The 19218-nt window shown below is 60.4% G+C and carries 14 protein-coding genes; all 14 read right to left on the reverse strand.

From position 1 onward, the window contains the following. Positions 1–95: 95 nt before the first annotated feature. On the reverse strand, positions 96–791 hold the full coding sequence (mtnN, locus tag BBOU_RS07700; protein ID WP_026502440.1) for a 5'-methylthioadenosine/S-adenosylhomocysteine nucleosidase: 696 nt from the start codon (positions 789–791) through the stop codon (positions 96–98). Between the two features lie 103 nt (positions 792–894). Next, complete coding sequence (locus tag BBOU_RS07705; RefSeq protein WP_238552152.1) at positions 895–2196, reverse strand: 3-deoxy-7-phosphoheptulonate synthase; 1302 nt, start codon at positions 2194–2196, stop codon at positions 895–897. 95 nt (positions 2197–2291) lie between these two features. After that, on the reverse strand, positions 2292–3428 hold the full coding sequence (locus BBOU_RS07710; RefSeq protein ID WP_026502442.1) for a 3-deoxy-7-phosphoheptulonate synthase: 1137 nt from the start codon (positions 3426–3428) through the stop codon (positions 2292–2294). Positions 3429–3728: 300 nt separating this feature from the next. Then, complete coding sequence (locus BBOU_RS07715; protein WP_026502443.1) at positions 3729–5066, reverse strand: C1 family peptidase; 1338 nt, start codon at positions 5064–5066, stop codon at positions 3729–3731. 237 nt (positions 5067–5303) lie between these two features. Then, positions 5304–6719 carry a hypothetical protein gene (locus BBOU_RS07720; protein WP_026502444.1) on the reverse strand — a complete coding sequence of 472 codons (1416 nt, stop codon included), beginning with the start codon at positions 6717–6719 and terminating at the stop codon, positions 5304–5306. Between the two features lie 190 nt (positions 6720–6909). Further along, the gene (locus BBOU_RS07725) at positions 6910–7587 is read right to left on the reverse strand and encodes a pyroglutamyl-peptidase I (RefSeq protein ID WP_026502445.1); all 678 of its coding nucleotides are present in this window, start codon (positions 7585–7587) and stop codon (positions 6910–6912) included. A gap of 43 nt (positions 7588–7630) precedes the next feature. Continuing rightward, positions 7631–8530 carry an IspD/TarI family cytidylyltransferase gene (locus BBOU_RS07730; protein WP_081815449.1) on the reverse strand — a complete coding sequence of 300 codons (900 nt, stop codon included), beginning with the start codon at positions 8528–8530 and terminating at the stop codon, positions 7631–7633. A gap of 336 nt (positions 8531–8866) precedes the next feature. Continuing rightward, entirely contained in the window at positions 8867–9883 is a 1017-nt protein-coding gene (locus tag BBOU_RS07735; RefSeq protein WP_026502446.1) for a purine nucleoside phosphorylase YfiH/LACC1 family protein, read from the reverse strand. A 339-nt stretch (positions 9884–10222) separates the two neighbouring features. Further along, the gene (locus BBOU_RS07740; RefSeq protein WP_051616826.1) at positions 10223–11647 is read right to left on the reverse strand and encodes a peptidase U32 family protein; all 1425 of its coding nucleotides are present in this window, start codon (positions 11645–11647) and stop codon (positions 10223–10225) included. 139 nt (positions 11648–11786) lie between these two features. After that, positions 11787–12650, reverse strand: coding sequence for an aldo/keto reductase (locus BBOU_RS07745; RefSeq protein WP_026503146.1), 864 nt, complete (start codon positions 12648–12650; stop codon positions 11787–11789). Positions 12651–12838: 188 nt separating this feature from the next. Then, the gene (locus BBOU_RS07750; protein ID WP_052157540.1) at positions 12839–15010 is read right to left on the reverse strand and encodes a DUF2207 domain-containing protein; all 2172 of its coding nucleotides are present in this window, start codon (positions 15008–15010) and stop codon (positions 12839–12841) included. A 40-nt stretch (positions 15011–15050) separates the two neighbouring features. After that, on the reverse strand, positions 15051–15614 hold the full coding sequence (locus tag BBOU_RS07755) for a LemA family protein (protein ID WP_026503148.1): 564 nt from the start codon (positions 15612–15614) through the stop codon (positions 15051–15053). Positions 15615–15851: 237 nt separating this feature from the next. Continuing rightward, positions 15852–18566 (reverse strand): polyribonucleotide nucleotidyltransferase, encoded by a 2715-nt coding sequence (locus BBOU_RS07760; RefSeq protein ID WP_026503149.1) that lies wholly within the window; start codon positions 18564–18566, stop codon positions 15852–15854. Positions 18567–18888: 322 nt separating this feature from the next. After that, positions 18889–19158: a 30S ribosomal protein S15 gene (gene rpsO, locus BBOU_RS07765; protein WP_026503150.1), complete on the reverse strand. Its 270-nt coding sequence runs from the start codon at positions 19156–19158 to the stop codon at positions 18889–18891. Positions 19159–19218: the final 60 nt, after the last annotated feature.

The raw sequence follows: 19218 nt of genomic DNA on the forward strand, positions 1-19218 counted from the left end.
CTTGGCGTACCCGAGTTTGATTGAAGTTCGCTTGTTGTTAACCTTCGAGGGGACGCTCCCGCGACATGCCGGTCGGCGTGAACCGCACGCAACGGTTACAGCCGGCGCACGATATCGATGGCGAGACGGGCGGCGGTATCTGCGTATTCAGAGATGTCGAACTCCTTGAACACCTCGTAGTCGGTGTCGGCGTTGTCGCTCAACGCGCGGATAACCAGGGCGGGGACATCGTTGCGGGCGGCGACATGCGCGACCGCGGCACCCTCCATTTCGACCGCGTCAGCACCGGTATCCTCGCGTACCTGCTTGACTTTCTCAGGCGAATCAACGAAATAGTTGCCGGAAGCAATCGTGCCGACCATATGCTTGATTCCGGCCGCGTCAAGCGCCGCCGAAGCGACGTCCAACAGGTGGGCGTCGGAATGGAATTCCTCGGTTTTCGGCTTCCACTGGCCGACCAGACGCATATCCGTATCCAGATAGCGCAGCGTGCCGCCGAGCACAACATCGTTGATATGCAGGTCGCGGTTGAGATTGCCGGCGATGCCGGAGAAGATCACCGCCTGCGGATGGTAGGTGTCCACCAGATACTGCGTGGTAGCGGCCGCGTTGACCAAGCCCATGCCGCCGACCGTTGCGGCGACCTCAACCTGCTCGCCCGCGTTCGTGGTCAATGTGCCGTGCGCGACATCAAGGCTTGCTTCGCGGCGATGCTCCACATGGTCCAATGAAGCCGCGATCAGCGCGACTTCCTCGTCCAATGCGCCGATGATGGCGATAGTTGCAGTCATATTGCTCCTTTGTGTTGCGTATGGGTGTTCGATTCGTCATTGTGGCCGACGGCGCGGCCGGAGTGCCGGCGGGGATGCTGGCAGGGATGCGAAAACGCCGGGGTTACTCGTTCCAGCGGCGTTGTGAGACGGCGTCCGCCAGTTCGCGTAGCAGCTGCTCCGTGTCAGGCCATGACAGGCAACGGTCGGTGATGGACTGGCCGTACACCAGCCGGTCAAGCGGGGCGGGCTTTTGGTTGCCGCCCTCAAGGAAGCTTTCCATCATCACGCCGGTGATACCCCGCTCACCTTGGGCGATCCGCGAAGCGATATTGCGTACGACCTGCGCTTGGCGATGCTCATCCTTGCCGGAATTGCCGTGAGAACAGTCGATGATCAGCCCGTGGGCGGCCGCGGAATCAGAGGGAAGCATCGCACGGATATCCGTCATCGCTTGTGCGACGGATTGCGCATCATAATTCGGCCCATGGCTTGAACCGCGCAACACCACATGGCAGTCGGGGTTGCCGAGCGTTTCCACGGCGCTCGCACGGCCCAAATGGTCGATGCCGAAGAACGTATGCTGCTGGGCGGCCGCGTAACACCCGTTCACCGCGGCCTTGACGGATCCGTCCGTGGCGTTTTTGAAGCCGACCGGCATGGACAGGCCGCTCGCCAGCTGCCGGTGAATCTGGCTCTCCGTATTGCGCGCGCCGATCGCACCCCAGCTGATCGCGTCGGAAATATACTGCGGAGACGTGGGCTCCAAAAACTCAGTTGCGGCGGCGAGCCCGGTATCCAGCACGCTGAGCAGCACGCGACGGGCGAGCAGCAGACCTTTGCGAATCTGATGGCTGCCGTCGATATCAGGATCGTTAATCAGGCCCTTCCAGCCGACCGTGGTGCGCGGCTTCTCGAAATACACGCGCATGACGATCAGCAGATGATCATCAAGCTCATCTTTCAGTTTGGACAGACGGTGCGCGTAATCAAGCGCCGCTTTCGGGTCATGCACCGAACACGGGCCGACAATAACCAGCAGACGGTCGTCCTGCCCATACAGGCACGCGCGGATTTCGTCGCGCGAATAGGCGACCAGATTCTCCGCCTGCTGTGACAATGGCAACGACGACAACACTTGCGCCGGTGTGGGCAGCGGTTCAAGCTCAAGCACCCGCCGGTTGATGATACGGTTGACGCCGACCTGGTCCTCCCAGCGTGGCACATCCGTCGCCTCCAACGGATTCTTGCCCTCGCTGATCGCCTCATGGATCGCGCGAAGATCTTCAGGCGAATTCAACGGCTGCTGGCCGATATGCAACGGGTACGCCGCTTGTTGCGACGCCTGACGCCGGTTTGCTGACTGTTCCGGCAACCGCCCTGATGCCGCCGGCAGCGCCGCATCCTTCTTCTGCTCGTTCATCATGCCCTTTCGTCCATACTGACTCAAGCATAACGCCATCGGGCGCAAGGCGGGCAAGACGGCACCCGACGCCGGGCATCGACCGGCCCGTATAACCTCTACCGGTTCACAGCACGACGCGCAGTAACCGCGTCAGCAAGCATATACAGCAACTGTTCAGTACGATCCCACGGCACGCAAGCATCCGTGACGGACTGGCCGTATACCAGCTGGTCGAGCGGCGCCGGCTTCTGATGGCCGCCCTTAAGGAAGCTTTCCATCATGACGCCGAAAATACCCGGCTCACTTTGCGCGATACGCCCGGCGATATTCTCAATCACCTCGGCTTCACGGACCTCGTCCTTGCCGCAATTACCGTGAGCGGCATCAATGACCACGCCGGCCTCGCTGACACCAGTCGCCTTCGAAGCTTTCAGCGCTTCAAGCGCCGCGGCAACCGACTGCGGATCATAATTCGGACCGTGGCTCGAGCCGCGCAACACCACATGGCAGTCCGGATTGCCCTTCGTTTCAGCCGAAATCACACGGCCGTCAAGATTAATCGACAGGAAATGATGCTCAAAGCCCGCGGTATAACAGGAATCCGCGGCAGCCTTGATGGAACCGTCCGTGGAATTCTTGAAGCCGATCGGCATGGACAGACCGCTCGCCAGCTCGCGATGCACTTGGCTTTCCGTATTGCGAGCGCCGATCGCACCCCAGCTGATCAAATCACACAAATACTGCGGGGTAATCGGGTCAAGCCATTCGGTAGCCGCAGGCAGGCCAAGGCTCAGCACGTCGGTCAACACCTTACGCGCCAGCCACATACCCTTACGGATATTGAACTGGCCATCCAAATCAGGATCGTTAATCAGGCCCTTCCAACCGATTGTTGTGCGCGGCTTTTCAAAATACACGCGCATGACAATCAGCAGACGATCGTTCAGTTCGCGGTTGACGGCGGCGAGTTTGGTCGCATACTCATGCGCGGCTTTGGGGTCGTGAATCGAACAGGGGCCGACGAGTACGAGCAGCCGGTCGTCACGGCCATGCATGATATCGCGGATTTCCTGACGCGAACGCAACACGAGGTCGCGCGCATCGTCAGTCAGCGGCAGCTCGCGCAAAAACGCGCGCGGGGCGGGAATCGGGTCAAGCTGACGAATATTGACATCCACAGTCTCGGGGAGTACGGCGGCATCGCCGAATCGGCGCTCATCCTCAGCACTATCAGGACCACGAAGACCAGCCATCATCTCTCCTTTCGACATTTGGGACATGGACTATTCACCCTATCGCAAGGCGCGGAGCTAACCGGCACCGTGATTGCATGCTGGAAACGCAACGACCCCATTTCGCGGTACTCCCCACCTTCTGCCGACGCTGAGAGGCCCGTCAGCGTCGGCAGAAACAGAACCACAACCTTCTACCGACACTCACAGGCCACTCAGCGTCGGTAGAAGCAGAGGTTGACAGACGCCCCAGCGTAGACAGTTTGGGAAAACACACAAACTGGAGGCGCTGGGGCGGTGTGCGTAGACGGGTTGGGCGGGTCAGTCGGCGAGGGCGCCCATCGGATCCCACGCGGGAAGCATGATGGCGGGCTCGTCCAACGCGGCCTGATATTCAGCCGGCAGCATCGTACGCGGCACGGCCACCTCGTACACGTACTCAGTGAACCAGTCGTCGCTCATCGTGAAATAGCCCTTATCGGCGATCTTGTCGCCCCACGAGTTCTCGACACGCCAACGACGGGTCGTCGTGCCATCATCGGCAACATCCACGCCGACAAACGCCATCGCATGATTCATCGCGGAATCAGCGAACCGCACGCGATCTTGCTTATTCATATCGAAATCCACGTTGTACACGCGGCCATACTCGAACAAGTCAGTCGCCCAAGCACCCGACTCGCGGTCCATCATCGGATGGCAGTCCGCGCCAAACCACACCGGAATGCCCTGCTCGGTCAGAATCCGACGCACGCAATCCTTCATGAACTCGTTCGGCACGTTGAGATACTCAGTTGGGTCGCCGCCGGCCACATTACCCAGATGCTCGATACCGATCTTGCGGCCCTTCGGGTGCTCGACACGAGGATCGTCCACCAGACACACGTAATCCTCCAAGCCGGCATCCACGTACTTCTTCCAGAAATCAACCGGCGTGATCTCACCATCACGATGGAAGTTGCCGTCCTCGTCGGTCCACTCCCAATCGAAGCTCTCCGGCGGCTCGCCAAGATGAATCGTCAGCATACGATGGCCAGCAGCCGTCGTTTGCGCGATAATCTCATCAATCTGCGCCTTATTCGCGTACATATGCGCGACCGCGGTATGCAGGAGCGCGCGCAGCTGCGTGTTCATCTCGCCCGTGTTCTTTGAAGACGCGGTCTCCGGGAACAGATCCTTAGGAACAGCGCCATACTTCTTGTACACGTTCATCGCCATGGTCCACTGGCCGCCATCGCCCATCACATCGTTCAACAGATGCTGCATAAGACGGGAATCCGATGGTTCGCCGGCACGTACCAGCGCCGCCACATCCTTCAAGAAGTAATTGACACGCTCAAGCTTGTCGTAATACATGGCGTAATTCTGAGAGAACTCAAACTCCTTGAGCCCCAGATTCTTCTTGGCGATGAAGCGAGCGACATTCAGCGAGCTGAACAGCCAGCAGCGGCCCGAACGATCCTGATGCGTGACCGTCCCATTGTCAACGGTCGTGGAAAAACGGCGCTGCAGACGACGCGCACGATCATAGTTGCGTGCGACATCCTGAATGCCGGCCGCAGTGACCGCGTTCATCGCGAGACGATTCTGCGCGCTCGCATCGAATTCATGACGCAGATTATCCAACGCTTCACCGCTCAACGGTGTGATCTGTTCCATACCAATCCTTTATCTCGTAGTCGCCTGCCATACAGGCTGTCGCTAATCCTGGCGTGACCTGGTGCGTCGTGCGCCCCGCGGCGGCTATACGCGCCACGGCGGTGCCGCACATACGACGGGAGGAGCGCCGGAATCCCGACGCCCCTCCCCAAGTGTCGCGTCTTGCGGCCCGTCATCTACGCGCCGCAATCGGCGATGCCAACGGATCTTCCGAAGGCATCATATCAGGTTCAGCAATCAGTTGTTTGCCTTGCCATCCTCGGCATCGCCCGCGGAAGCCGGCAACTGCGCCTGTTGCGTGTTCCCGGACAGCTGCTGGCCTTGAGCCGCCTGCTGCGCATTCTCATCATCAGCCACCACGTCGGTCACCGACACGTCAGCGTTTTCAGCCTGCGGCGTACCACCGAAATTGAATCCGGAGAACGCGTTGGCAAACATCGAACGCAACTCGGTCACACGCTGCGTGATATTGGATTCACGCTGCTGAAGCTCAGCAATATGCTTCTGCAAGCCATCCAGCTCGCTCTTCGCCGCCTGACGACGCTCCTCAATCTGCTTCTCAGCGTCCTCAGTAGCCTTCTTCAGAATCTGCGCAGCCTGCTCATCAGCTTCCTTCCGCTTCTGATCAGCGTACGCGTCAGCTTCCTCGCGAGTCTTCTTGGCCTTGCCAATCAGCTCACTCGCCTCCTGCTTGGCGGCAGTACGACGCTCCTCAAGATTATCCAGCAGCTCATTGACCTTCTTGGTCGCATCATCCTGCTGGGCGGCGATATCCGCGCGAATCTGCTCAGCCTCCGCATCAACCTGGCTCATCGTCTGCGTGCGATGCACCTCAGCCTGATCGGAAATCTCCTGCGCCTTCGCCTTGGCGGCATCCGTGATTTCACCGGCCTTGCGCTGCGCCTCAGTCATCGTGCGGGACGCCTGCTCACGCACATCGGCAAGCTTCTTATTCGCTTCGGCGAGCGCCTTCTCAATCTGGTCGTTCGCCTCGCTCTTCAAATGCGTGATCTCCTCGTTCGCAGCTTTACGCTGCTCGGCGATCTTCTGCGTGGCGTCGGCCTTCATGTCGGAAATCTCACGGTTCTGCTTGGCCAAATCGGAAGCCATACGCTTCTTATGCTCTTCACGAGCGTTCGTCAGCTCAAGCTTGACCGTGTCACGCTGCTCAGTGACCGCCTTCGCGGTTTCGGCACGCAATTGGGCGGCTTCCTCTTTCGCATTCGTGGTGATGGTGGTCGCGTCGGAATTCGCTTTATCCAACGTGGCCTTCGCCTTCGCCTTCGCTTCCTCCGTGATGTGCTTGGCATCAAGTTTCGCGTTATTCAGCAGGGTTTCAGCCTGAGCCTGGGCGGACGCGCGAGTCGCCGCGGCATCCTGCTTGGCACGGTTCAGCAGCTCCTGGCTGGTCTGCTCGGCGGAAGCGAGCATCTGCTGGGCGTTTGCGCCAAGCGATGCGAACGAATTACCCCTCGACGCCTTCTTGACGTTGTTCTTTTCTTCCTGCAACTGGGCTTGCAGCTGCAAAATCGTGTCATCGCTCGACTTGACCTGCTCGCGAAGACGCTTCAGCGACTCCTGCGACGCTTCGATAGCCTCATCGACTTTCTCTTTGTCGTACCCGCGCAACACAATCGGGAACCGATCCACCATGTCTTTTCCTTTCGCCCACGGCGCGCACGCGCCGCAACACACAACCGATTGAACTTTATCGCAAAAAATGGACGGCACACGGAGCTGTCACCCAATTCTCACAGTTGTGTCGGGCAGTTGCCGAATCACCCGTTCCACCAGCCGTTTCGGAAGCGCTCCGGCGGGGTCAACGGCAGTGCCACGGCACCACTCAGCCGAGCAGCATCTCCCCCGAGGACGGCTGAAGATAATACCGAACCGTCTCATGAACAACATCACGCGCCGCCGCAATCTGTTGGGCGAGCGGAAGCCCATGCTGAGGGTGCGGTTGCTCATTGACCGTCGGAAAATTCAAAAACCCGCCGATGACATGATCCCTGGTCACCGCCCAATTCAGCAGGTTATAGAACAACGAATTACACACATACGTGCCGGCATCCGAACTCAACGTCGCAGCAATCCCATGCCCGGCGAACGCTTTCAAAATCGAGCGCAACGGCAGACGCGTCCAATAGGCCGCCGGCCCCTGCGGATCAATCGGCATACGCCGCGGACGACGATTATCGGCATCAGGCTTCGCCGCATCCATCAGATTCGTAGCGCAACGCTCCAACTGCATGCCACGTGCCGCACGTTTGAGACCAGTGGCAATCACGATATCCGGGTGCGTGCGGTCGATGGTTTCCAACAGCATCGGCCACGCTTTGGCGAAGCTCACCGGCAGCATCACCGTGTGAATCTGCACCTGCACATCGGCGAAGCTCTCGTCATGCTCGGACAGCGCGTCAATCCCATCACGTTCCAACGCACGCAACACCTCAAGACACGGGTTGATATCAATCCCCTCGTAGGGTGCGAACCCGGACATGACCACGTTGATCTGCTTCATACCATCCAGTCTAGCCGCACACTACGGCGCACCGCAGTGATGCTCAGTCCAATCCCGATTCGGACGTGTCAGGCACCTCCGAGGGTGCGGACGTCATGCCGTGGACACGATCAGCCGCACGCTGACGCGTAGCCTCAAACGCGAACCGCTTGATCATATCCAGATCATCATGTGTCGTGATCTTCATATTGCTCTCACTGCCGGCGACAATCGCAACCCGCGTATCCGGCAGATAATCCACAACCACGCGCGTGTCATCGGTCGGATGGAAATCAGGATCCTGCGACGCCAGCTCATAGGCGTGACGAATCGTCGCAAAACGGAACGCCTGCGGGGTTTGGGCGCGGAACATATTGCCGCGGTCAGGAACCGCGTGCACCACCTTGCGGTCGCCCAAATCCTCAGTGACCACAATCGTGTCCGTAGAGGGGATCGCCACCGTGGCCGCATCAAACTCATCCAACGCGTCAATGCAACCGTCAATGGAGGAACGCTCGACGAACGGACGCACCGAATCGTGAATCAGCACTTTCGCATCCTGCGGGATACCGAAATCGGCGAGCATCTGCAACGCGCTTTCCGTACTGTCCACACGCTCGGCACCACCGTCAATAATGGTGCGAACCTTCTCATACCCGGCCTCATCTACAAGACGCTCAACCTCGCCACGCACCTGCGGGTTCGTCACCACGATGATATCCGTAATCCGAGGATTGTATTCGAACGCCTCAATACTCCAGCACACCACCGGCTTGTTGGCGACGGCGACCAGCTGCTTGGGGTTACGCACATCGAAACGGGTGCCGAAACCCGCGGCAAGCACGACCGCAACCACGGGGACCGGGGCAGGACGGGCGGCATGGGGTTCAGGCTGGGCAACGGGGGCTTGAGTCTGCTGGACAGGCTCCTGAGCGTACCGGGATTCTTGGCTCTCTTCACACATACGCCCCACCGTAAACGCAACCATGCCCGGATGTCATGATGCGGGCGGGTTTCTGCACCGAATCGGCGGATTTTTACGCAGTGGCGGGCGGGGGCGCAGAGGTGCGCGGGCAAGGGTGCGCGGAGCTCCACGGCGAAGATATCGGCGGGTGAAACGCACCGTGTGGAAAGGATACCGAAGAATCAGACGGTCAGAAGACGGGGACGGACGGAACAGAACGTTGGAATCATGCGGTTCTTGCCGCCATTGTGTTTGAGCCGGCTCTTCTGTATAGTCGGTATCCTTTCCATACGATGGATTTCGGTGCCCGATCAGGCTGGTTTGGACACCAGACGGTCAGGCCTGACGCGAGATCAGGGCGAGCATGCGGCCCTCATGGGATTTCTTGGCGAGCGTGGCGCGACGATGCGAATACCACAGCGGGTTCTCCACCGTGCACAAGCTGTGCTTGATGGCACCGACCCGCTCATCAAGCTCCGGATCGCCCTCGTTGTCAATGCGGCACAAGTCGCGTAACTCCTGATCCTGCGCAAGATATTGCGTTGCGGCGGCGACGCGGGGACGCGAATCGATGATGCGGTCGGCGCTGACACCAGCCTTGTCCAGGCATTGACGGGCAGCGGCGGCGATATCGATGCCTGGCCCGCCAAAGCGAGTGAGCGTGTAGGTGCCGGGGAATTGCGCATCGAACGCGTCGGCGATATCGCCGCCCACCTCATAGCAGTCGCCGCAGATGCACGGGCCGAGCGTGGCGACAATACGGGAGCGTTCGGCCCCCTTGGCACACATGAGATCGATGGTGTGGGCGATGATGTCGCGCTCCAATCCGCGCCGGCCGCAATGCGCGCCCGCGATAATGCCGGAAACCGGGTCAGCCATAAGGACAGGCAGACAATCCGCCGCAAAAATACCGAGTGCGATGCCGGGACGCGAGGTCACCTGACCATCGGCGGCGACCACGCGCATGCCCTCATTCGCACCGGCACCCCCGGATGCCGCACCGTTATCACGCACAGTGCCGGATACATCGAATCCGAAGGGCGTGTTGATGGTGAAGGAACCATCGACATCCACCGCATCCCCGGAATGCACCTGGCTGATCAGCGATAGGTCCGCCCCGACCGCCGCACGCAACGCCATCCGGTTGGCCAGCACACGCTCGGGGTCGTCTCCGGATTTGCCGCCCAGATTGCACGCCGCGTAATCGCCTTGGCTGACCCCGCCCAACCGGGTCGTGTACGTCACGGTAATACCGGGCGCAAGGATGACGGGAATGGTGACGGGAATCGGATTGCCGGATTCGTCGATCGGCGAGATGGCGTTACTGTCCACGATGTTCGCAGGTTCGTTCATACGGCCTATCCTAGCGGCATGCCGTGCAACCGCCATCTGCCGGTACCGCCGATTCTCTGCCGGGCCGAGACGCTTTGCCCGATTCTGCCCGGTTCTATCCGGTTCTGTCAAGTTTCGCATGTCGGAACATACGCGACCCGTCGAGCCTCGGTGTCAAGCGGCATGGTGTCATGGCATGCGACGACTTACGTATGTCATGGCATACGCAACCGGACGGTTCAGCGTGGAGGGATGGAAAATACCACCCGTGAAGCGTGCGATGTATGCCGCGGTATACACAATCCGGCATACGCCACGTTTCCTGCCCCGCCTGAAACCGAGCCGGCCCGCCAGCCTCGGCTATTCGGCTTTCAGCGTGCGGTTTCGGGCGCGGGAACGGATTGCGGCGTTCACGGTGACCGGTTCGGGGCACGGCATGGAGAACACGTGGGCGGGGTTGTTCACCGATTCGACCCAATGGCCGTCCGCGTCAAGGAACCCGCCCGCCGGCACGGTCATGCGCAACGGTTCGCGACCAGGCATCAGGAACTCGACTTCCTGCCCCGCCTCGATTTTGTTGCGGCTCATCAGCGTGACCCGTCGTGTTGTAGCGTCATACGAAATCACTTCGCCCACGACGATCCAATCACGGAAATACCCGCCGCGATCCGTATTCTGCCCGACCTGATGCTCCGGGTAGTAGAAGCCCGTGCTGTATTCGCGGTGCGAGACCTTGTACGGCTCGTCCAACACCCACTGTGGCAGTACAACATGCGGCGCGTCACCGGGCAGGCGCGCGGCGTCGCCCAGCAACGCGGGCTGGCCTGCCGGCGTGCGGCGGACCCGGTCGGCGAACGGCCGCAACGTGTGGCCTTGCCCGTCCTCGAACCCGCGTTGGACCATATACGCATCTACTGCCGTCTTGTAGGCGTTCGTGACTGCGGCCACATAGTACGCGCTTTTCGCACGACCCTCGATTTTCAGGCTGGTAGCCCCCGCGTCGATGAGGTCGTCAAGATGGCCGAGCATGTTCATATCCTGCGAATTGAACAGGAACGTCCCCTCGCCGTTCTCTTCAACCGGGAAGAACCGTCCTGGACGCTTCTCCTCGACCACATGGTATTTCCAGCGGCAGGGCTGTGCGCAATCCCCGTGGTTGCCGCTGCGCCCGGTCAGATAATTCGACAGGAGGCAACGCCCGGAGAAAGCCATGCACATCGAACCGTGCACGAAGCATTCGATATCGAGATCATCCGGCGTGTTCGCGCGGATGTCACGGACCGCATCCAAGTCAAGTTCACGGGCGAGCACCACACGCTTTGCGCCCAACTCGTACAGCGCGTTCGCGGCGCCGTAATTGGTGACGCCGGCCTGCGTGGACACGTGCAATTCGAGTTTCGGGGCGATACGGCGGGCATCCATCATGATGCCGATATCGGTGACGATCAGCGCGTCAACCCCGACCTCAGCGAGCTGGCCAATGTATTCGCGCATGGCCGCGACCTCATCGTTATGCGGCAGAATATTGCAGGTCACGTACACGCGAGCGCCATGCTTGTGAGCGTACCGCGCACCCTCCTCGAAATCCTCGAGCGTGAAATTCTTCGGCGCCGAACGCATGCCGAAAGCCTTGCCGCCGCAGTATACGGCGTCCGCACCGAAATCGACCGCGGTTTTCAGGCTACGCAGGTTGCCGGCCGGCGCCAGCACTTCGGGGCGTCGGCGGGTATGGCGGGAGGTTGCTGTGTCTGCGATTGCGATCGAATCGGTCTGTATGGTCGTCATCTGTTCATTCATCACCGCATAGCATAACAATCCCGCCGCGATGACACGTGCTTGAGCGTGCTCATACTCAAACTGGTTACGCTGAGAAGCCTCTCAGCGTAACCAGTTTGTGAAAGACGGCAGGTGGAAGGAAACCGGCTCAGCCGAGATAAGCGAGTTCTTCAGGGCTGAGCTCGAGCTCATCGGCCTTGAGCGAGTCAAGGATGGTTTCGGGTCGATGCGCCCCCGGAATCACGAACATGTGGTCGCCCTTGGCAAGCTCCCATGCGAGCACCACCCGCTGGTAGCTGACCCCATGCTTCGCGGCGACCTTACGGAACGGGTCGAACAGATGCTCGTCATACGGGTGACGATACCCGCCGAGCGGACTCCAGCACACGAAGGCGAGACCGAGCTTCGCGCAGTACTCAAGCGTGTCCTGCGTTTCCAAGTGAATCGGGGAATACTGGTTTTGCACGGCGACCAGCTTGTCTCCCAACACGCGGCGGGCGATATCCAACTGTTCGATGGTGACATTCGACACGCCCGCCCACTTGGCCACACCCTGGTCGAGCAACGCCTTGATGCCTTCGCAGGACTCCTCGTACGGGACTTCAGGGTCGTGGCGGTGCAGATACAGCAGGTCGATCGCATCCACGCCGAGTGCCTGCGCCGACTGCTTGCCGTATTCGATGAGATGCTCCGGCTTGCCGTCACGCGGCCAAATAGGCTTGTCGCCATCCCACGCGCGACGCAACCCCACCTTGGTAGCGACCAGCACTTCGTCACGCGGGCCATTCCACGTGTCAAGTGCCTCGCGCACCAGCTTCTCGCCGGTCTGCTCCTCCTCGCCGGGCGTGTAATATGCCCATGCGGTGTCGATATGGCGGCAGCCGGCATCCAAGGAAGCGTGCAGCGTCTTGATGCCGACTGCATGCCCGCGGTTGTTCTCAATGGTCAACGGCATCTCGCCATGCCCGATGGCAGTGGTATGGAACGGTCCCAGGTCGCGATACAACGTCATGAATCCTCCTTCACGGACACCGCATACCCTCATGGCAGGCGGCTTGCCAGACAACCTTTCAACAATCGGACCGGCCTCGGCGACGATTCATCGACGCCGGTCCGACGCGGTCAGCTCAAGCCTACGGGCGGACGTGGATTTCACTCCACGAACACGCGCACGTTACCGATAAACGCCCCATCAGCGGATTACCGGCCGCCGAAGCTCCCGCCGCCGGCTCCGCCGCCTCCGCCGCCGAAGCCGCCGCCACCGGAGAAGCTGCCGCCCGACAGGCCGCCGCCGGACGAATCCACAGGATGCAATACCGTTTCCACCGCATCCTGGACTTGCGCGAAGCCAGCGTCCAGTTGTGTGCCCAAATCCGCGAACGACGACGGGATGAACGATGCTCCGGCAGCCGCACCACCCAACGCCCCCGCACTCGTCGAGCCAAAGCCCGTATTCCAGTACATCGGACGGTACATCCAGTACAACAGCGAATCGGAAGCGTTGTCATCAAGCCACGCCGGGTCAGACAATTCAGGAACGACCTTCACCAGCTGACGCATCACCTGTTCGGACATGCCAAACGCCGCGGCATACACGAGATACCGGTCCCACAGGACCAAATCCAATACGCCGCGATCCTTGAAATCGCTGAAATCGTTGAGATACTGCTTCAAGCCTTCCACTTGCACCGCGAGCGCCCTGCCGGTGTCGCTCAATCCGACACTGCGCTTCAGATTCAGGCATACAATCATGCAGAACGCCACTGGCAGGATCAACGCGAGCTGCATGGCCAGATTGTCGGTGAACAGCGCCATGCACGCCAGCCCGTACAGCACCGAGCACACGGCGGCGGCAATCGTGCCGCGCCCGTTGGACGTCGTGGCGCCGAGCGCAGCGAATTCGCCGTCGAACCGGTCAATCATCGACTCCTGTTTGCGTGCACCAGACTTCCAATCGCCGATGGATTCACGCAGCCGGCTCATGTCGAACACCCGGCTGTTGAGATGGTGCCCCACGGTTTGCAGGAAATCAAGCAGTGCATCCTCAGAATCGCACAGGTTCATCTGTGCACGCGTGCCAGGCAGGTCGCTTGCCGGTTCGATGACGATGGTCACGTCGTCACTCGTACCGGACGCCATACCTTGCACAACCGGGGATGCGGCAATCGCAGCGGACAGCGCGTGAGGATCAGCGTTGGCGATGTTGACGCCGTTGTACGCTTCACTGCTGCCTGGCAGAATACGGATCGCGTGTTTCGACGCCAGAGACAGCATGGTTGCGGACAGGGCGCGCGCGTTTGTCTGCTCGTCCGCGTCGTCAAGTACGCCGTTGAGTTGCGCGGCGTTATTCGGGCTCATATCCGGCGGGTCATGCCGATAGACGACATCCTTGGGGCAGGCGGCCTTGCGTCTGCTGAACACCGTGGAGATGATCAGCCACGCGACCAAGGCGATGGCAATCGTCACTTCGGCCACCAGCGTTCTTGCTTTGACGCGTTGGCTTTCCTTCCACGCTTGTTCCAGCTTGTTCTCATGCGCCATGAGGATGTCTTTATACTCGCCGGTCTCATGGCGTGCGACGCCTGAGGTTTTCGACACGTCGAACATGGACACCAGATCGAGATAATCGCCGGATTTCACGTTGTATGCGGTGAACTTGAGCGAGCCGTCAGCGTCACGTGATGTGGTTGACGTGCCTTCATAGTGCAGCCACGCCCACGAGTTCTTCGCGGTGACCCCCTTGGGGAAGGTGACCGTGCCGGTGAGTTTGCCAATCGGCACCTGGTTGGTGGTGCCGACCGGCTCCCACTGGAACGCGGCCACGTCATCATAGGCGGTGCTGACCCCTTGGAAGGTCATGGAGATGTCGAAACCAAGGCTGTCGGCTTCACTGATGGCCGGAATATTCCAGCCGAGCTCGACCGTACCCCATGACGGCGTCTCGGACGCATCATAGGATTCCAGATCATCACCATAGACACGCGCGATATACCAGTGGTTCGCGTACGTGGAATCCCACATGCCGTTGGTGTCTGAGCCAGGAATAACCGGATCGGTCTGGGTGTATGTGACGCCGCTGGTCGTGTTCCGTACGCTGATGTCAGTGATGGCGGTGAGTTGGGACAGGTCGAGCTTGTAGCGCTGATACAGCTGACGCCACGGCTTGCCACGATCGTTGAGTTTGACGTCGATATGCTCGGTGATCTTCAAATCACCGTTGGCCAGCACCTTGACCCGGTAGTCCGCGCTGCGATACGACAAATCCGGGGAGTCGCCGTGCGGCGAGAACATGACGATGGCGAACGCGCACACCAAAGTCGCGGCGATCCCTGCGATAATCGCCTTTACCCATATGGCAGTCTGATGCTTCACGGTTCACTCCCCTACGACGAACAGCACGGACAGTACCAGCTCAGAACTTCACTTGCGGAGCCTGCCTCGAGGCATCATCCACCTGGAAGTATTCCGCCTGCTCGAAGTGGAACAGGCCGGCCACGATATTGCTCGGGAAAGTCTCGATCGCGTTGTTGAACTTGAGCACGACATCGTTGTAGAACTGGCGTGCATACGCGATCTTCTGTTCAAGTTCCTGCAACTGGCGCTGCAAATCCATGAAGTTCTGGTTCGCCTGAAGCTGCGGATACGCTTCGGCGGTCGCCTGCAAGTTGAACAGGGCGCGCGTCAGATTGTTTTCCGCGGCGATACGGTCCGCCGTGCTCGCCTGCTTGTCGGAAGCCACGGCCACGGCTTTCGCACGGGCCTCAGTGACCTGCGTGAACACTTGGGACTCGTGGGTGGCATACCCTTTGACAGTTTCCACCAGATTCGGCACCAGATCGGCACGCTGCTTGAGCTGGACATCAATCTGCGCCCAGCCGTTCTTGACCCGGTTGCGCAGGGTGACCAGATTGTTGTAGGCGCTAATCATCCACACAATGATCAGCAGCACGATGACGGCAATGATGATCCACACCATCGTTCTCTCCTTTGAAATCCCGAGAATCGTCATGATCCCGGCAGGACTGTCCCGCATGTCCAGTATCTCAGAAGGCTTGTACCATCATGAAAACCGCAGTATGTAAGCTTTCCGCGCACTTGCGGCGACAACGCGGGCAGATATGCAACAGGGCCGCCGGGAACACTCCCGACGGCCCGATCAGCTTCAATCCAGCCGGACGGTCACCCTGCTACCGGTGACACGTCCGACAGGCGATCAGTCCTCCTCGAACGGATCGAAGTCGCGGCGCACACGGCGGCGCGGACGCTCATGACGCTCCTCGCGGTCGGCGCGATACTCGTCATAGTGATCGTCCGCCGCATAGCGCGGGTTACGGTCATCACGACGGCTACCACGATAGCCGCGGCCGCCACGATCCTCACGGTCGGAACGCTCAGCACGACGACCACGACGCGGACGATCATCATACTCATCATCACGCTCATCACGGCTACGGCGAGCCGGACGGTCATCATCGTCATAGCGGTCGTCACGGCTGCGGCGGGACGGACGGCGGTCGTCATCATACCGGTCGTCACGATCGTCACGCTCAGCACGACGGCCACGACGCGGACGATCATCATACTCATCGTCACGCTCATCGCGATCGTCACGGGAACGACGGCCACCGCGATACCCGCGATCGTCACCGTCGTCACGACGGCCACGCCCGCCACCGCGACGCTCGTCACGGCCACGGCCGGCGGAACGCGGGGCCGAAGACTCCTGATCTTCAAAGCCCGGGATGGCCAGAGAGATCTTGCCGCGATCATCCACGCCCTGTACGACGACCTCAACGGTGTCGCCTTCCTTGAGCACGTCCTCGACGGCGTCGATACGCTCGCCGTTGGCGAGGTTACGCACCTGGGAGATGTGCAGCAGGCCGTCGGTGCCCGGGGTCAGGTTCACGAACGCACCGAAGCTGGTGGTCTTGACGACCTTGCCGTTGTACACTTCGCCCGGTTCGGGGACATGCGGGTTGGCGATGGAATCGATGATGCCCTTCGCCTTCTCGGCAGCCTCGCCACCCTCGGAGGAGATGTAGACGGTGCCGTCGTCCTCGATAGTGATTTCGGCGCCGGTTTCCTCCTGGATCTGGTTGATCATCTTGCCCTTCGGGCCGATCACCTCACCGATCTTCTCGACCGGCACCTTGGTGGTGATGATACGCGGAGCGAACGGGCTCATCTCGGCCGGGCCGTCGATGCACTCGTTGATCAGGTCGAGAATCGTGGCGCGGGCTTCCTTCGCCTGCTGCAGCGCAGCGGCGAGCACGTCAGCCGGGATACCGTCGAGCTTGGTATCCAGCTGCAACGCGGTGATGAACTCGGAGGTACCAGCCACCTTGAAGTCCATATCGCCGAACGCGTCCTCGGCACCCAGAATATCAGTCAGCGTCTTGTAAATGTGCTGGCCGTCGACATCGCCGGAGACCAAACCCATCGCGATGCCCGCGACCGGGGCCTTCAGCGGCACGCCGGCGGACAGCAGCGACAGGGTGGAGGCGCACACGGAACCCATGGACGTCGAACCGTTGGAACCAATGGCCTCGGAGACCTGACGGATGGCGTAGGGGAACTCTTCGCGGCTCGGCAGCACCGGCACAAGCGCCTTCTCGGCGAGGGCACCATGGCCGATTTCGCGGCGCTTCGGGGAGCCGACACGGCCGGTCTCACCGGTCGAATACGGCGGCATCTCATAATTGTGCATGTAACGCTTGAACTGCGGGCCGCTCAACGCGTCAATCTGCTGCTCCATCTTGAGCATGCCGAGCGTGGTGACGCCCAGAATCTGGGTTTCGCCGCGCTGGAAGAGGGCGGAACCATGTACGCGCGGCACAATGTCCACCTCGGCGGACAGGGTGCGGATATCGCGCAGGCCGCGGCCGTCGATGCGATAATCCTGCGTCAGGATGCGGCGGCGTACAATCTGGCGCTGCAGCTCCTTGAACGCGTTGCCGAGCTCCTTCTCCTTCTCGGCGTCATCCATGTCGGTGAACTCGTTGGCCAGCTGCTCGCGCACCTGCTCCTTGATTTCGTGGATACGCTCCTGACGAGGCAGCTTTTCCGCGATGGACAAGGCTTCATCAAGCTCGGCGTGGGAGATTTCATCAATGCGGTTGTACAGGTCTTCGGTGTACTCCGGGAACAGCTGGAACTCCTTGGCCGGCTTCGGAGCCTTGGCCTTGAGCTCGTTCTGTGCTTCGCAAATCGTCTTGATGAACGGCTTGGCCGCCTCAAGACCGCCGGCGACGACTTCTTCATCCGGCTTGGTCTGACCCTCATCATAGATGAGATGCCAAGCGTTCTTGCCGGCACCGGCCTCGATCATAGCGATCGCGACATCACCGTTCTCGACCACGCGGCCGGCGACGACGATCTCGAAGACCGCGCGCTCACGTTCGCTCCAACGCGGGAAGGCGACCCACTGGCCGTCGATCAGGGCCAGACGCACGCCGGAAACCGGGCCTTCAAATGGCAGGCCGGAAATCATGGTGGACGCGGACGCAGCGTTCAGCGCGAGCACATCGTAGGCGTCGTCAGGGTTGACGGCGAGTACGGTCTCCACGACCTGCACCTCGTTGCGCAGCGTGTGCGGGAACAGCGGGCGCAGCGGGCGGTCGATGATACGGCAGGCGAGAATCGCCTCGGAGCTCGGACGGCCCTCACGGCGGAAGAACGAGCCCGGGATCTTGCCCGCGGCATACATCTTCTCTTCCACATCAACGGTCAGCGGGAAGAAGTCGTAGTTCTCCTTCGGGCTGGAACCGGCCGTGGTGGTGGACAGCACCATCGAATCATCATCAAGATAGGCGGCTACAGCACCATCCGCCTGCTGGGCGAGACGACCCGTCTCGAAACGCAACGTGCGCTTGCCAAATGAACCATTATCGATAACAGCCTCTACGGCCTTGATTTCGGGACCCTCCAAGGGTTCCTCCTTTTGTTTGTTTTTCTATCTACCTAAACCAATGCTGACCTGACGCAGGCCGTGCGTATCACGCGGCAAACCTGGCCGCGTTTCCCTCGTTTTCCTCGTGTCAGAACGTCAGTCCCATTATTCACTTATTCGTTGACTTTTCGTCCGCGGCTTCGCATCCCATGCGAGCCTTCCGCCACTTCCAGGCGCCTCTGCGCGCCTCAACCCGCGATGGCAGTGCAGCCATGCCGCCGGCCACCGCGAGGCTGAGCGCAAATCCCTTCGGGATCAAGATATGCAAGCGCCCGCGTACGATGACGCGGGCGGAAGTCTTCTATCGACGCAGGCCGAGACGCTCAATCAATGAACGGTAACGGTTGATGTCTTCGCGCTTGAGGTAATCAAGCAGACGACGACGATCACCGACCATAAGCAGCAGACCACGACGCGAATGGTGATCATGCTTGTGGGTCTTGAGGTGCTCGGTCAGATCCGCGATACGCTTGGTCAGCAGTGCAACCTGGACCTCCGGGGAACCGGTGTCGCCTTCGTGCGTCGCGTACTTGCTGATGATTTCCTGCTTGTCCTGAGCCGTAAGTGCCACGGCTTCCTCCTTGGATCTCGTTGCGCGGTGCCGCCGGCCCAATGCCGGAGCGCTCTCTAT

This window comes from Bifidobacterium boum, assembly GCF_000741535.1.
Classification (GTDB): Bacteria; Actinomycetota; Actinomycetes; order Actinomycetales; family Bifidobacteriaceae; genus Bifidobacterium; species Bifidobacterium boum.

Coding starts and splice junctions, on each gene's coding strand:
- mtnN (WP_026502440.1), bottom strand. CDS start 791: ATGACTGCAACTATCGCCATCATCGGCGCATTGGACGAGGAAGTCGCG.
- BBOU_RS07705 (WP_238552152.1), bottom strand. CDS start 2,196: ATGATGAACGAGCAGAAGAAGGATGCGGCGCTGCCGGCGGCATCAGGG.
- BBOU_RS07710 (WP_026502442.1), bottom strand. CDS start 3,428: ATGGCTGGTCTTCGTGGTCCTGATAGTGCTGAGGATGAGCGCCGATTC.
- BBOU_RS07715 (WP_026502443.1), bottom strand. CDS start 5,066: ATGGAACAGATCACACCGTTGAGCGGTGAAGCGTTGGATAATCTGCGT.
- BBOU_RS07720 (WP_026502444.1), bottom strand. CDS start 6,719: ATGGTGGATCGGTTCCCGATTGTGTTGCGCGGGTACGACAAAGAGAAA.
- BBOU_RS07725 (WP_026502445.1), bottom strand. CDS start 7,587: ATGAAGCAGATCAACGTGGTCATGTCCGGGTTCGCACCCTACGAGGGG.
- BBOU_RS07730 (WP_081815449.1), bottom strand. CDS start 8,530: ATGTGTGAAGAGAGCCAAGAATCCCGGTACGCTCAGGAGCCTGTCCAG.
- BBOU_RS07735 (WP_026502446.1), bottom strand. CDS start 9,883: ATGAACGAACCTGCGAACATCGTGGACAGTAACGCCATCTCGCCGATC.
- BBOU_RS07740 (WP_051616826.1), bottom strand. CDS start 11,647: ATGACGACCATACAGACCGATTCGATCGCAATCGCAGACACAGCAACC.
- BBOU_RS07745 (WP_026503146.1), bottom strand. CDS start 12,650: ATGACGTTGTATCGCGACCTGGGACCGTTCCATACCACTGCCATCGGG.
- BBOU_RS07755 (WP_026503148.1), bottom strand. CDS start 15,614: ATGGTGTGGATCATCATTGCCGTCATCGTGCTGCTGATCATTGTGTGG.